Raw genomic sequence first — 15,086 nt, forward strand, 5'->3', positions numbered from 1 at the left:
CTTAGCTTTTTACAAATAGCGGCAGTACCCAAAAGAAAATAGGCGCATTAAAAATAAGACTATCCATTCTATCCATAAGTCCGCCATGACCAGGCAGTAACGTTCCAGTGTCTTTCACATTTGCTTTTCGCTTTAGTAGAGACATAAAAACATCTCCAAAAAAACCTGCAACCCCCAAAACTATACCCAAAATTACCTGAATCAGAATAGTGAATGGTAAAAGAAAATACCCTAAGATAATACTAAGTACTATGGTGAGACCTACACCGCCTACAACACCTTCCCATGTCTTATTGGGACTAATTTTAGGCATTACCTTATGATTTCCAAAAAGCTTACCCATAAAATATTGAAAGACATCATTTAATTCTGTAAGAACTACTAAATAAACAAGGGCTTTTATACCAAAAGCACTCTCTCTTACATATAATAAATGTGGAAAAACCAGAAGACTCAAACTTAGTCCTATTACAATACCAACACCTTGCTTTACGGTAACTTTTAGCATCAGAAAATATACCAGAAATGTAATCAAGAATACTGCAGCATACAGGGAATAAGGTTCAAAATTCAAAAAATACAACAATGAAAATTGTACAATTCCTAGGCTCAAAGCAATAATAAAAAGGTTTCTTTTAACTTGAAACATCCTTAAAAATTCATATAAAACTTGGCACCCTATCCAAGAAATAAAAAGTTTCATGGTTATAGAACTAGAAATAGAGATGGCAAATACCAAAATAATATAGCACCATGTTTTTACCCTTAGCGGAACGTCAGAAAATTTATTTTCAGAATTATTTACTTCAAGCTCCATGTAATGCTTTCTTAAGACGCGTAAAAGTACTAAGTACGAGCAATAAAATAATTATTCCAAAAATGTACCTAGAATATGTCGCAAGGTTTACGCCAAAAAATAGGAGTAGACCATAAATACTTAAAAGTAAAGCACGATCGCTTTTACCCATAGGTCCGTCATTTCTCCGTTCTTTTCCAACCACCTTTCCTAAGACTCCAGCAAATTCATTAATGATACTGAATAAAATAAACGCAATGATGCTATATAAGCTCTCTGGCTGAAACTTCATCAAGGGAAAGAAAATAATAACGTCGGAAACTAAATCCCCCATTTCATTTAAAACTTCACCGAGAGTACTGGTTTGATGAAACTTTCGAGCCATCATACCATCTAAGGCATTTAACGCCATTCGTAGCAATAGTCCAATTGGCAAGCTTAAGAAAAACCAGTGCATCCTATCTGCGTTCCAGAACAATACTCCGATAATAAGAGATAGTAAAATAGAAGCTATCGTAATTTGATTTGCGGTTACATTACATTTGTGCAAAAAAATTAAAACAGGATTTAGTAGTTGTTGAAATTTGGGTTTTAATTTATAAATGGAAATCATGTAAGCTGCTTTTTTTCTACATTATATTCCAAATCTAAGTCTTTTTATTAGAAGTTACCCTATCTCCTTGGCTGCGCTAAAAAATACTAAAACTAGATATTTAAGATGCGGTAATTCTGTGATGAAATGCTATTATTATTTAGCGAAAACTACGGACCGAAAAATGAAAAGTCCCAAAAATGACTCAGATAGATTGATTACCTTGTGGCGTTTTTAATACCCAACTAGAATGAATGCAAAAGACTTAGTAGCCTTACAAAGAGCCAATGAATCTTTGTTTGAAATAGACTCAAATTTAAACCGATTGGTTAAAAAAATTGAGTTATTAAGTTATTTAAACCCGTTAAATACCGAGAAGGAAAAACAACGTTTTTTTGCTTCAAAATATACAGAAAATCCTATTCTTAAATATCCGAAGATAAAGTTTCATCCCTATAAATTACACCGAATGTTGTTTTCACAACGCTTGGAACGTATTACAGATCAAAAAGTACAGAAGCTCTATCAAGATATCATCTATTACTATTCTAATATGGCCCAATGCATACAAACCATTGGTGAGCCTAAGAAATTTTATTATAATTCTTTAAGGCTCTATGGCTCGCCAACAGAGAAAGATGTGCAAAATGCGCAATTTATACTTCATTACAGTAATGAAACGGAAAGAGCAGATATGGAGAAAATCTATTCCCCAGATGATGCTAAGGCTTATTTTGATGAATTTTCTAAGTTGTATGACTTTCCTTTAAACATAAAATTATCTACAGCTATTGCTGCAGATGCTATGGTAAGTAATAGCACCCAAACCTTGTTAATTAAAAAAAATACCAAGTTTAGCAAGAATCAATTATTAACATTGGCTAACCATGAAATTGGGGTGCATTTAGTAACCACCTACAACGGAATTGAGCAACCTTTGAAGATATTTTCCAACGGTTTTCCTCGTAATGTAGAAACCCAAGAGGGGCTTGCTGTCTTTAGTGAATACATGAGCGGAGCTCTAACATTAGAAAGACTTAAAACATTAGCTTATAGAGTTCTAGCAAGTGATAGTTTAATTAAAGGTTATAGCTTTTCTGATACTTTTGATTTGATACACGGTACGTATAAACTTAATAGAAATGATGCTTTTAGCATCACCATGAGAGTACACCGTGGTGGTGGCTTTACAAAAGACAGATTATACCTAAGTGGATTAAAAAAAATCTACAAACGCCACCAAAGAGGCGAAGAGATGGACACACTTCTAACTGGAAAAGTAACTATGGATTATGAAGCAGACATCGTAAATCTTCAAGATTTAGGATTAGCCAGCCCTATAACCCATAGAAATATTGCTTTTAAGGAAAATAAGAATGAGAACGCTACGCTCGATTTTATTCTTAATCACTTAAAATAGGTTGCATTAGCTTATAAACTTATACTACGCCCTTTTGGATGTTTTACTTGAAAAGAAAATTGGTGTTTGCTTTCTTGCTTTGAGGCTAAATTTAGCTCCCAAGTTAGCAAACCCTTTTCTTTATCATAAGTGGCATCATTAACTATAATATCTTCTATTTTAATTTCTTTATTGGCTGAAACAGGAATACGGTCCATTAAAATTAGTTTTACGGGTTCCGCTTTATTATTTTTCACTTCTAAATTATAAGTTCGGTCTACAATTCTATTACTTCCAGTAAAAGATTTACTCTTAAAATTTTTATCTTGTTTTCTAGTTACAGCAATGGAGGCATCAATACCTAATGAAACAGTCATTTCTTTGTTTACAGCATAAGGATCTATGGTAGTTTTCCCTGCATATCCGCCATTAAAATAAATATTGGCTTCACCAGGTAGCAGATTTAATTTCTCCCAATCTTTGAATCTAGCCGTAAGAAAAACATTTTCATTAATTATGGGAGCAGCAAAAAACTCATAGACCGCATCAAGCTTAAACGTGTTAATTTCTATTGCCGTAATATCTACATCACTTACTATCGTATATGGACTTTTAATTACAAATTTGGTACTGGTAACATTATCCTCGGAGAAACTCTTATTCGTGGTAATTACGACAACACCGTTTGCTGCCCTAGAGCCATAAATTGAAGTAGCAGAGGCATCTTTCAAAATTTCTATGTTTTGTATTTCGTTGGCATCCAAATCACCCTCTTCAAATCCTTCCATCGGAACACCATCAATAATATACAAAGGTTGCGAAGCTTCGGTAACACTGGAGGCTCCTCTAACACTAACTCCGGCCACTCGCCCTTTTAGAACTCTGCTCATATCGCTATTTTGCGTTCCATACCCAACAACTATAACTTCATCTAAGGCTGAGGAGTCTTCTTGTAATCGAGCATTAATAATGGAGGAGTAAATAGGTACTTCATCTTGTTGAAATCCTATATAGGAGAACACTAATTCTTGGCCTCCACTAATTTTTAATTTATACCTCCCATCAAAATCTGTTTGCGTACTAATAGAAGTTCCTTTGATAAGTACGGTACACCCCGGCAATGCTTGTCCTGAGGCATCTGTCACAATTCCTGTAACAGTTCTTACCGTTGGATTATAAGAAAACTTGTGTTTCTTTGATGCTGTGTTGTAATTTTTACGCATTCCGAAATTCAGATAATCCGTTGCTAACTCAGGTTTAATAGCATAATTATTAGGATTCCCTGTGGAGAGCGTTACAACAACATTTTCCCAATCCGCGCCAGTATGTTGATACACATGCGCTTTATAAGTTAACCGTATTGGATCATTAATCTTATTAGATTTTAGATCATAATTGGGTATCCATCCCGCATCAGAGACGTTGTATTTTAATTCTAAACTTAATTGCATAGAGATTGGAGTTTCAAATAATATACTTATTTCTCCCTTAGGCTCAGTAGGCGTTGAATTCAGCTCAAGATACTGTATATTAATACGTTGTAATTCCTCACTTAAAACATTAATTTTAATTGTTGTTGTGTAAATTTCGTTTTTAATCGCAGTAATTCGCTCTCTATAATACGTGCTTATTTGCTTTACTTTTTCTAAATCTATAGCTTGATGTTCTGAATTAAGCAGGCGGTTTCCATTAATTACCTTTTCCTCTTCCTCTAATCCTATTATGAGATTTTTAAGTAAACTTATTTCTAATTCTGTTGTTTTTATAGCTGTAGTTAATGCTTCAGATTCTTCATCTGAAACTTTAGAATCTAAATAATTAATATCATAAGCAATAGACAAAATAGAGACTCCTTTTAATCCTGAAATTTGAATACTACTTTCATCAATTTTAGGAGACAAACCATTAAAAATAAGCTCTGTAGTACCTTCTTTCAATTGAAAACTAGCGGTTCTTAAAACTTCTGCACTATTTAGAAATACGGTGACCGCTTTTATTTTAGAAGGAGTTTTATCTGCTCCTAATAAGAGAATTGGGAATAAAATAAGAAATAATAGTACCTGTTTCATATTGTGTTGGTTTTAGATTTAAAGTAAACCTAACCAGAACCAAACATAATTTAAAGGAGCCTTGAGTATGCTTCTTTTAGAACTTAGTAAACACTGCTTTATACTGAGTAAAGTGTTATTCTATAAATTTAGCTTTTAATTCAGCAGTGGGTACCATACAAGCATCTTGTTTACCGTACCATTTGTATCTGTTATTAGCCACATAGTCATAAATACTATCCCTAAATTTTTCTGGAAACCATTCAAAAATGGTCAATAAAGACCATAAACCTCCAAATGATTTACCGATCAATAATGCCGCTGTAGATTTGGTGTAATACGCAATTCCTGGTTCTATTAAAATTATAGAGTCTACTAGTGTAGTATCTATATGCCTTTCTTTGGCCAGCTTTTGTCCTATTTCACTTTGTAAGGATGCAAAACGGAATTCGTCTTTCTTATCGTATTTAATAATCGTATGTATTGAAGTGTTACACAAATTACAAACACCATCAAAAAGTACAATCTTATGAGAATTATTTCCTTGCATACGTAAATTGTATCAATCTAAATTTGACTCAAAGATAGGCTATGGAACGACATTATAATAGTAAAAAATTAATTGGGTTTTTCCCAGATAGTGGTTTTGCGTAAAAAGTAGCAACAGCTTTCATTTTCTTACTTTAGCTATGAAACTTGCATTTACAACGAATTTAAAAAGCTCCCTAAATCCATATCTTTGTCTAAATTTAGCTTCTTTTTTAATCGGTATTTAGACTTCAGGATACTATCTGGAAGCACATTAAATATTGCCGCTATTTCTTTTGTAGACAAATTCATCCTTAAAAAAGCCGCTAGCCTTATTTCCTTTTCCGTAATATCTGCATATATAGCTCTTAGTTTATCATCAAAGTCATTATGCACATCCGCGAAGTAAGTTTTAAATAACTCCCAGTCCTTATCATCAGAATTCTGCTTTTTTAACAACAACAGAATTCTTCTAAACTGCAATTTGAATTTATCGGGATTATCTTTCAGTTCCTTTAAGTCTTCAATTAAATCTTGGGTGAATGTATTTTTTTGTGCTAAATGTACCGTTAAGCTTGCCAATTCCTTTTGTTTATATTCAATCTCTTTTTTGTAAAGTTCATCTAATTTCCTTTGATTAGACTTGTTCTTTCTTAGACGTTGTCTGAAAATAAAAAATAGGAGTATAGACAATGACAAGCCAGAAAGCATGCCTCCTGCATAAAGACTCTTGGTTAAGGTATCTACTTTAGATTTATGCTGTAAATTTTCAATTTCTTCTTTATTTAAAGCGAGTAATGTTTGTTTATTTTCAGTCTCATAGATTGTTTTCAATTCTTCTATTTGCTGCATTTTTGTATGGTTAAAAATGCTGTCTTTAAATATTTGGTGTGCTTTTAAATCGCGTAATGCCATTTGCGGACTTTTCAACATATCATAAGTAGTAGACCTTAATTTATATCCTTCCATTAAATAATCTAAACGCATGGAGGGTGTAGATTTATCAATAGCTTCATCTAAGAAACATAACGCTTTTTCTAGATTGTTTAAATCTATATGTAACCGCCCTAATTCTAAAAGCACTGCAATATGGTTATAAGCAAGTCCTTCTTTTTCATGAAAATGTAAACTCTCTTCTAAATAAGCCTCAGAAGCTTCCAAGTTCTTCATTTCTCTATAGGTTGAACCAATATTGGTATACACCATAGCTTCATTTGATATGAGTCCAAAGTTCTTAGCAATTTCTAGGCTCTTAAAAAAATACTCTAAAGCCTTATCATAGTCCTGCAATGCCGCCCACGAGGTGCCAATTTGCAGGTACATATTAGATTGCCAGATATTATCATCTACCGCAATATAAACTTCTAAAGCCTGATAATAATACGGTATAGATGCTTCGTAATTTTCTGTGTTGTATTGTATCTCTCCTAATCTTGCTATAATATCTGCCTTCGTTAGCGGATCCGTATGTAGTGAGTCTATGTTATTCAATGCTTGCATGTACAATTGTTGAGATAATTTAAATTGTCCATTACTCAGGTACACACTAGCAATATTACCTAAGCAAACATTCACTAATTCTTTTTCATCATTGTTTTCAAATATAGCTTTTGCCTCGTTAAGCATTTCTAAAGCTTCCTTTTTTTTAGCGTCTAAGCGTTTAATATCTGCCAATTCTAATAAGCTTTTTGCGTAAAAAACCTCTTCCTTTAGTTCTGTAGAAAGTTTCATGGCGGTCTCATGATACGACACAGCCGCATCTAATTGGTTTAATGCTCTATAACTAATAGCCGATTGATATACCGCCTTAAGTTGCTTTTTTTTATCCTCTAGCGTACGCGCTATCTCGTAGGCTTTCAGGGAATATTTTAAGGAGGTTTCAGGGTTATTGTAGCGCAAAATTGCATACAATGTTTCAAGGGTTTCTACTTTACCTATAAGACTTTTTTCAGCTTTTAAAGCTTTTTTTAAACTATCTACTTTCCGCTCTATTTGCCCATAAGAAAAAGCAAAGCAAAAGGTAGCCAATACCATTATAAAAACTTTCATAACTAGAATTAAACTATTTATAGTTGGAATAATTTAAATAATAGGGGGAGTATATTTTTCATTCTGGAGTTCTAAGATAGCGGTTTTCTGCTTTGTAATAACATAAAACCTCAGAAGGCTATAGGAACAAATGTCTATTCCTTATCCTCAAAATCACCTTAAAGTAAGTAGTATAAAAATCGAATGACACCTCATTTTTACAGCTATTAAGAGCGTATTGTACAATATCCAAATAACTACCATTTTAAGACATATCGTATAGTAGTATCTTTTCGTTGTCCATACTTTGTCTATAGCATTTATTAGGCGTACGCCCTAATTGCGTCTAGTTTTAATCATGCTGATCTTAAAATCGTATACAAGTAGTAAATGGAATCAAATTAAACTCTAATTCTATTTTTATGGTTCTTGTTAAATATCATATGCTGTAACAAAGAAGAAATCGGGTAGTGCTTTGTTATTGCTTTTGACCTCAAAACGCGTATCAGAAATAGCAGTGAAAGATTTCCGTTTTCTAAAACACTTATTTTCTAACTTTTTCTCTTTCTATATTTTAACTTGTTGTACTGGGGTCTTTTTACGCCTGTTATTTGTGTGTAAAAAGCTTAGCTATGGTTTTACTAATTTCCTCTAGTTTTTCCAAGGGCTCCATTAAACTAGGGTTGGTCACATTTATCTTCTGCGTTGTATTTAGAGAAGATTGCATGGGATAAATTAAAATACAACTTGTCTTTTTAAAAGACGTATTCAAATAAGCCGGAATTTTACTCATATTTCTATGGTAAGAAAGCTGTTCTTTTCTGCTTAAAACAATAATTATGTTGTCGTCTTTGAAAGAAGTTTTAGCTATAATCAAAAAATTATCCCAATCATTAAACGTTTCAAATGAACATTCAATAGGATATTGTTTTTTAATATCTTTTATAAATTTTAAAGTGTTTTCATTGCCATAAAAAAGGAGTTTAGCGCTGGTATTTCTTGCAATGTTCCACACTTTTAGTAACCAAAAAGGAAAACCTATTTCTTTTTCCGCATTTTCAGGTACAATAACGATATGTCTTTTTATAGTCCCGAGAGGTTGAACAGGTTTATAAATTAAGGTGGTGGTGCTACTTTTAGTTAAAATACCTTCTGTAAGGTTTCCTAAAAATGAATCTGAAATACCTTTATGAACATGGAGCCCTAGAATTAAATCAGTTATGGCGTGTTCTTTTGTAACGCTAGTGATTCCATTTATTAAATTGATATCATAACGCAATAGTTCATGTAAGTTGGTGTCTGTAGCGGCTGCAGCTATGGCTGCCTTACTTAGTATTGTTTTTGCTAGTTTATCTGCAGAACCATTAGTCTTAGTATTATCAACAATACTCAGCGCATACAAGCCATCTTTGTTACTTTTGGATTTGATAGTGATTCCTAAATTAATGAGTTCATCAGTAGTATCCATATTACTGATAGGAATTAATATTCGTTCTGGATGGTCAGTTTCTTCAGGCAAAGCATCCGTATGTTCTGAGAGTGCAATATTTTGAGCTCCTTTTTGAGCTACAAAAGAAGCGATAGTACATGTAAACAGAATCATAAGTATTGTGCCATTCAGAATAGTTTCGTTTAATAAACGTATCGGCTCACCAGATGGTGTTTTCCCAAGAATTATAGAATATCCGACCAAAACCGCAGCTAATGTTGCTGCTGCTTGAGCATTACTTAATCCAAAAATCAATCTACGTTCATCTAAAGAAAAATCATAAATTTTTTGTGTACACCATGCTGCAATAAATTTTGCAAGCGTTGCAATAAAAATCATAATTGCCGCAACTTTAATTGTTTCAAAATCTTTAAAAAACACCCGGAAATCTATAAGCATTCCCACGCCAATTAAGAAAAAAGGAATAAAAATAGCATTTCCCACAAATTCTATCCTATTCATTAAAGGTGAGATGTGAGGAATAAGTCTGTTTAAGGCTAAACCAGTTAAAAAAGCGCCTATAATAGGTTCTATTCCCGCCAGCTCTGCTAGACCAGCCCCTAAAAAAACCATTACTAAAACAAAAATATATTGAGAAACATTATCATCAAATTTTTTAAAAAACCATCTTCCAATAATAGGGAACAGGAATAACACAATGAAACCAAAAATTAGTATGGATACTGATAATCGGATCCAAAATTGCGCATTTACTTCTCCAGTTGTCATTCCAACAATGACTGCTAAAACCAATAAAGCTAGGGTATCAGTAATCATTGTTCCTCCCACCGTTATGTTTACGGCTCTATTTTTGGCAACACCAAGTTTGCTTATTAAGGGGTAAGCAATTAGGGTATGAGATGCAAACATACTAGCCAACTGCTGTTTGCGTAGAGAAATCTAGAATGTAAATCCCACATATGGTACCTAATGTCATAGGAATACTGAAAGTAAGTAAACCAAAAACAATACTTTTTTTGCTGTTTTTTTTAAAGTCAACTAAGTCTATTTCCAATCCTGCAAGAAACATGATGTAAAGTAATCCGGCTGTTCCAGATAATATAATTCCACTATCTCGTTCTATTAAATTAACACCATTAGGTCCAACTACAGCACCCGCAATTATTAGCCCAAGAAGGTGTGGTATTTTAATTTTGTTTAGGATTATTGGAGCAAACAAAATAATCACCAATATTAAAAGAAATTTTAAAACAGGATCTGTTAATGGCAGCGATGTTTCAAATATGCTTACTACTATCATAGTTTAATTTATGAAATGAAATATTTATTATTCACTCAATATTTGAGTCATAAACGTGGGGAGCGTTTAAAAACGTTCTATTTTTTATTTGAATGCATTAAAAACAAACATCATTCAAATAATTTTTCTCTTTCTAAATTAAGATAGTTTGGTACTATAAATATAGATGAAACTATGAACTGTATGCTAATTAAATAATGAAAGCAATCATTTATACGAGTTGTTTAGTATTGCTTAATTTTTCTTAAAAGAAATGTATTTTTAGATGGTATAATCTACTCTTTTTGCATTAATTTAATAATTACAGCTAGTATTGTCTTAATGACACGCGCTAGTTGAATGAACATATTTTATAAAGTACTCATCAGTCCTTTCTCAAGTCAAACGCTATTTGTTGCATGCACATGATCAACTAAATTAGAAATTTACTTCGTACTTATTTTTTATAAAATGCCAGGTTACAGGTAACGAAAAAAGATAGGAACTGAAGAAGGTCTTTAAATGCTATCCGAAATTAATAAGACTAAACCTTTTTAAAAAATAAGAGTCCTACCAATAGCTAATCATTAAAATATATAAAAATGAAAAAAATAATTACAGTGATCGTATTATTCATTGGTATGAATGCAATTGCACAAAGAAGCGAAAAAAAAGTCATTGATCCTGAAACGTTTGCTCAAAAAAACACAGAAAGATTAACCAAAGAATTAGGCTTAAATGAAGATCAGCAAGCTAAGGTTTATGATATGAATCTTAAAAATGCTCAAGAGCGCACATCTAAAATGGAAGAGCGTAAAAGTGGCGAAAGAAAAAAACCGACCGAAGAAGAACGTGAAGCAAGAAAAGCTGAAATGGGAGCTCAATTAAATGCTCATAAAGAAGAAATGAGAGGCATTCTAAATACAGAGCAGTTTCAAAAATGGGAAACCATGCAAGAAAAAAGAGGTAAAAACAAAAAAGGAGCTAAAAAAATGAAGTCGTAAACAGGATCCATAATTTTGAGTAAACAAAAATTTCAGCGGGTTTAACTTTTCTATAGTTGGACCCGTTTTTTATATCTAGTTAAGAACGGATTAAGTATTAACTTCCAAGTAGTATTCGAACCGTCCATTTTTTTGTGCGCTGCATTCATGCTAGATATCCTGATTTTTATGAGCATCATCTATTGGGAATTCCATTGTGTTGTTTGTGTCTTCCTTATCTCACCATTATATTTTCAATCAGGGTAGTGCTGTACATACTGTTTCTGATTTCTAGGGGGAAGTTGAGCAGTTTATTTCCAAAACAAATTCTACGCAGACTAGAATCACGTAATTTTTATTAATTTTTAAAATGGATATTGAATTCCTGGAATGATCCATAGTAATAAAATTGCTTAGATGACATCGGTCATCTCATGTGTACGAAATGAAGCTTAGCTTTGGAATATACTTAAAATCATTCCAAAATGAAAAGAATATTAATTCCAACAGATTTTTCACATAATGCCAATAACGCAATAAATTACGCCATTGAGCTCTACAAAAGAGAATCTTGTGAATTCTTTATTTTGCATTCGTACTATCTTACTGGATATTCCAAAAACAATCTTTTAAGTCCTGAACCTACCGACAAAAAGTTAAATGAGGTAAAAGAGCTTGCAGAAAAAAGCATGGAAAAGTTAAAGAAGCACGAACGCTTTAATAATGCGAACAATAAACACACGTTTCATTTTCTGAATGAATTTGGATCTTTTAATGATGTACTCAAAAAAGTTGTTGAAAAAGAAGATATAGAGTTGATACTTATTGGATCGGAAGGGGGAAAAGAGGACAAAAAATTAATTCAAGGTAGTAATGCCGTAAATATGATGGAGAAGGTTAGAAACTGTCCGGTGTTTGAAATTCCTGATAAGGTTATTTTTAAAAATCCAAACGAGATTGTGTTTCCTACCAGTTTTAAAACGCATTACAAGGAAAAGGAATTAGCAACTTTAATTGAAATTTCTAAAATAACCAATGCTCCCATCCGAATTTTGTATATTCAAAAGGATAAAGAATTCAGTAAAAAACAATCGGAAAATAAAGCGTTGCTGAATCAGATTTTAGGTGCTACTAGTTTTTCGCACCATGTATTATATAGTTCAGACATACAAGAAGGTGTGCGTTGTTTTTTCCAAAGTCGCGAAAGCGAGATGATAGCTTTTATAAACAAGAAGCATAATTTTTTCGGTAGTATTTTCTCAAACCCAATGGTGAAAGAATTAGGCAATAACCCTAACATTCCTGTATTGGCTTTACATGATTTAAGAAACTAAAAAAATAGTAGTACACATTACTTAAAACATATGACAAGAGTGCTAAATCTTAAATTTATAAAATAAAATTTTCATTAAAGTATCGAGAGACTGCTATACCATCTATATAATGGCTTTACCTCTTCTCAAGAATGAAATTATTTTAGTAGACTTAGAAAGGTTACTCCTGTTATATGCCTTATTAAAAGCCACAGCTACTAAAAAGTAGTCTGTTAAGCGCTATTACCAATAATAGTCTACAAATTTTAGCTCTAAATTTTATCTATTTATAATCTCATTATATTTTTAGAATGCTCATGAATTCATTCTATTTCTTCTTTTTTGCTTCTACCAATTCCAATTGGTTTATACTTACGTTTGTGGTGAACATACCATAATTAACCACCGCCTTATTTTTCTCTAATTTATCAATACTACCCACCGCTTTTCCATCTATCATTCGCACACGGTCTCCAAGCCTAAAAACAGGTTTAGGCTTATTCTTTTCTACAACAGCCTTTATCTTTTTCTCTTTCTTTTTTTCTTCCCTGATGACTTCAACTTTCTGAATCACCTCTTTTTCAACTTCAACCTTCTTCGCTTTTTCTATTTTTACTTGTTGCGAAGATTTCTTTTTACGCTTGCTATTTTCAGTTTCTACAATCCGAAGCAATTCTGAAACAAGAGGTCTTTTCTTTTTATCTTGAAAATATTTCAATGCCGCATCATTCAATTTATTTCCTAAATAAATCATGCGCTGGCTAGAATCATACAACTCTTGATAATTTTCTAATTTAGATTTCACTTTCGTATTCAGTTCCTCGAAGCGTTGTGCTTCACTACGCGCTTTTGTTTCTTCCTCTCTAAGCTTTGTTCCGGTTTTAACCATAGAACTACGCTCTTTTTGTAATTTGGCTATCGTGGCATCAAAGCGCACTTTACCACTCTCAATTTTTTTCTTAGCACGGTTTATTAGACTATATGGAATTCCGTTTTTCTGCGCTACTTCAAATGTAAACGAACTTCCTGCTTGCCCTAAAACCAGTTGATACGTAGGTTCTAAGGTTTTTGAATCAAACAACATATTGGCATTGGTTGCATGGGGCAATTCATTAGCCAACAACTTTAAGTTGGAGTAGTGCGTAGTAATCACACCATAAGAACCACGTTCATAAAATACTTCTAAGAAAATCTCCGCTAATGCTCCTCCTAATTCCGGATCACTACCTGTACCAAATTCATCAATTAAAAACAAGGTTTTATCATCACACTTACGTAAGAAGTAGTTCATGTTCTTAAGTCGGTAACTGTACGTACTTAGATGATTTTCAATAGATTGATTATCTCCAATATCTGTTAATATCCTACTAAACAAACACACTTTACTACGCTCATGCACTGGAATTAATAAGCCACTCTGCAACATCACCTGTAGAATTCCTAAGGTTTTTAGGGTGATACTTTTTCCTCCTGCATTAGGACCAGAAATAACAATAATTCTATTTTCATCATGCAAACCTATCGTCTGAGGATACGTCTTTTCTTTCTTGCGTTTATTAGTTAAGTAGAGCAGTGGGTGGTAGGCATCCCTTAAATATAATTCATTATTCTCACTAAACTCTGGCAATACAGCATCCATTTCCATGGCGTATTTCGCCTTTGCAGCGGTAATATCTATGTGGGCTAAAAAGTCTTGATAAATAGATAATTCAGGAATAAAAGGAGTGATATGCGCGGTTAGCACCCTAAGAATTCTTTGAATCTCTTCTCGCTCTTCAAATTCTAAATTATTTAATTGACGACTAAACTGTAGTGCAGCTTCTGGTTCTATATAAACAATACTTCCTGTTTTAGAAGTACCCATAACAGCACCTTTCACCTTTTTACGGTTCATGGCTTTTACCGCTAAAACACGACGGTTATCTACAACAGATTCTCTAATCTCATCTAAAAAATCTGAAGCTTGGTACATGGTCAGCGCCCGAGAAAAACTCTGATTAATCTTCCCTTTCAAGCCATTAATTTCCGATCTAATAATCCGTAAATTATCTGAGGCATTATCTTTAATTTCCCCAAACCTATCTATGACAGCATCTATTTGCGTTGGAATCTCAATATTTAGTTCAACATCTTCGGATGCTTGAAAAAGTAAAGGGTAGTACTCTTTAAATTTCTTTAAAAACTTCTTAATCGTATTTACGGTACTACAGATATTGCCAATTTTTCTAAACCCAGAAATTTCTATCGTTGCGTTTTCAATTTTTAATAGTTTTAACTCTTGATTAATCGCATCAAAACCATGATTGGGAATCCGGTTATCATTGGAAAAAGAAGAAACATATTCAGAAGTTTGTCCTAAATGTATTACAATCAATTCTTTTGATCTTAGCGGAACTATTTGCAAGGCATTTTCTTTACCCTGCTCTGTATTACAACGTGCTGCAATATGGTTTAGAACTGTATAAAATTCTAAATCTTTTAATGTCTTATCGTTTATCTTATTCATTCTTTTTCAAAGATACATTGAAAAAAATATTTCACTATAAATTACAAAATTAATTCACTTTTTGTCTAAGGATTGAGATACTTCATAGTACCCCAATAAGGCAATAAAAATTAGCTTTTGGAGTTTAATATACATTTGTTCTGATACATTTTTGTATCCACTTT

At 32.8% G+C, this 15,086-nt stretch carries 11 protein-coding genes; 3 read left to right on the forward strand and 8 right to left on the reverse strand.

Translation table 11 applies throughout. The features are described 5' to 3' along the window. Position 1: 1 nt before the first annotated feature. Both M666_RS15575 and M666_RS15580 read right to left on the reverse strand, forming a co-directional pair. Entirely contained in the window at positions 2-817 is an 816-nt protein-coding gene (locus tag M666_RS15575) for a phosphatidate cytidylyltransferase (RefSeq protein ID WP_029446588.1), read from the reverse strand. After that, complete coding sequence (locus M666_RS15580) at positions 807-1,409, reverse strand: CDP-alcohol phosphatidyltransferase family protein (protein WP_029446589.1); 603 nt, start codon at positions 1,407-1,409, stop codon at positions 807-809. Before M666_RS15580 ends, M666_RS15575 begins: the two co-directional genes overlap by 11 nt. Before the next feature lie 229 nt (positions 1,410-1,638). On the opposite strand from M666_RS15580, the gene M666_RS15585 reads away from it, so the two are divergent. Further along, the gene (locus M666_RS15585; RefSeq protein WP_029446590.1) at positions 1,639-2,808 is read left to right on the forward strand and encodes a peptidase MATCAP family protein; all 1,170 of its coding nucleotides are present in this window, start codon (positions 1,639-1,641) and stop codon (positions 2,806-2,808) included. Between the two features lie 11 nt (positions 2,809-2,819). Here the strand turns inward: M666_RS15585 and M666_RS15590 are convergent, their stop codons facing one another. The 5 genes from M666_RS15590 to M666_RS20805 all read right to left on the reverse strand — a co-directional run bounded on the left by M666_RS15590 (position 2,820) and on the right by M666_RS20805 (position 10,141). Beyond that, entirely contained in the window at positions 2,820-4,856 is a 2,037-nt protein-coding gene (locus M666_RS15590; RefSeq protein WP_029446591.1) for a mucoidy inhibitor MuiA family protein, read from the reverse strand. A gap of 115 nt (positions 4,857-4,971) precedes the next feature. Further along, positions 4,972-5,385 carry a thiol-disulfide oxidoreductase DCC family protein gene (locus M666_RS15595; protein ID WP_029446592.1) on the reverse strand — a complete coding sequence of 138 codons (414 nt, stop codon included), beginning with the start codon at positions 5,383-5,385 and terminating at the stop codon, positions 4,972-4,974. Between the two features lie 152 nt (positions 5,386-5,537). After that, complete coding sequence (locus tag M666_RS15600) at positions 5,538-7,412, reverse strand: tetratricopeptide repeat protein (RefSeq protein WP_029446593.1); 1,875 nt, start codon at positions 7,410-7,412, stop codon at positions 5,538-5,540. 586 nt (positions 7,413-7,998) lie between these two features. Next, positions 7,999-9,750 (reverse strand): cation:proton antiporter, encoded by a 1,752-nt coding sequence (locus tag M666_RS15605; RefSeq protein WP_262486521.1) that lies wholly within the window; start codon positions 9,748-9,750, stop codon positions 7,999-8,001. Position 9,751: 1 nt separating this feature from the next. After that, complete coding sequence (locus M666_RS20805) at positions 9,752-10,141, reverse strand: cation:proton antiporter (protein ID WP_262486522.1); 390 nt, start codon at positions 10,139-10,141, stop codon at positions 9,752-9,754. A 581-nt stretch (positions 10,142-10,722) separates the two neighbouring features. Between M666_RS20805 and M666_RS15610 the strand changes: the two genes are divergently transcribed. Beyond that, entirely contained in the window at positions 10,723-11,124 is a 402-nt protein-coding gene (locus M666_RS15610) for a DUF4890 domain-containing protein (RefSeq protein ID WP_029446594.1), read from the forward strand. 464 nt (positions 11,125-11,588) lie between these two features. Beyond that, complete coding sequence (locus M666_RS15615) at positions 11,589-12,437, forward strand: universal stress protein (protein ID WP_029446595.1); 849 nt, start codon at positions 11,589-11,591, stop codon at positions 12,435-12,437. 307 nt (positions 12,438-12,744) lie between these two features. On the opposite strand, the gene M666_RS15620 is transcribed toward M666_RS15615, so the two are convergent. Further along, positions 12,745-14,922, reverse strand: a complete 2,178-nt coding sequence (locus tag M666_RS15620; RefSeq protein WP_029446596.1) for an endonuclease MutS2 — start codon at positions 14,920-14,922, stop codon at positions 12,745-12,747. Positions 14,923-15,086 lie beyond the last annotated feature (164 nt).

The organism is Cellulophaga baltica 18 (assembly GCF_000468615.2).
In the GTDB taxonomy this organism is placed as follows: domain Bacteria; phylum Bacteroidota; class Bacteroidia; order Flavobacteriales; family Flavobacteriaceae; genus Cellulophaga; species Cellulophaga baltica.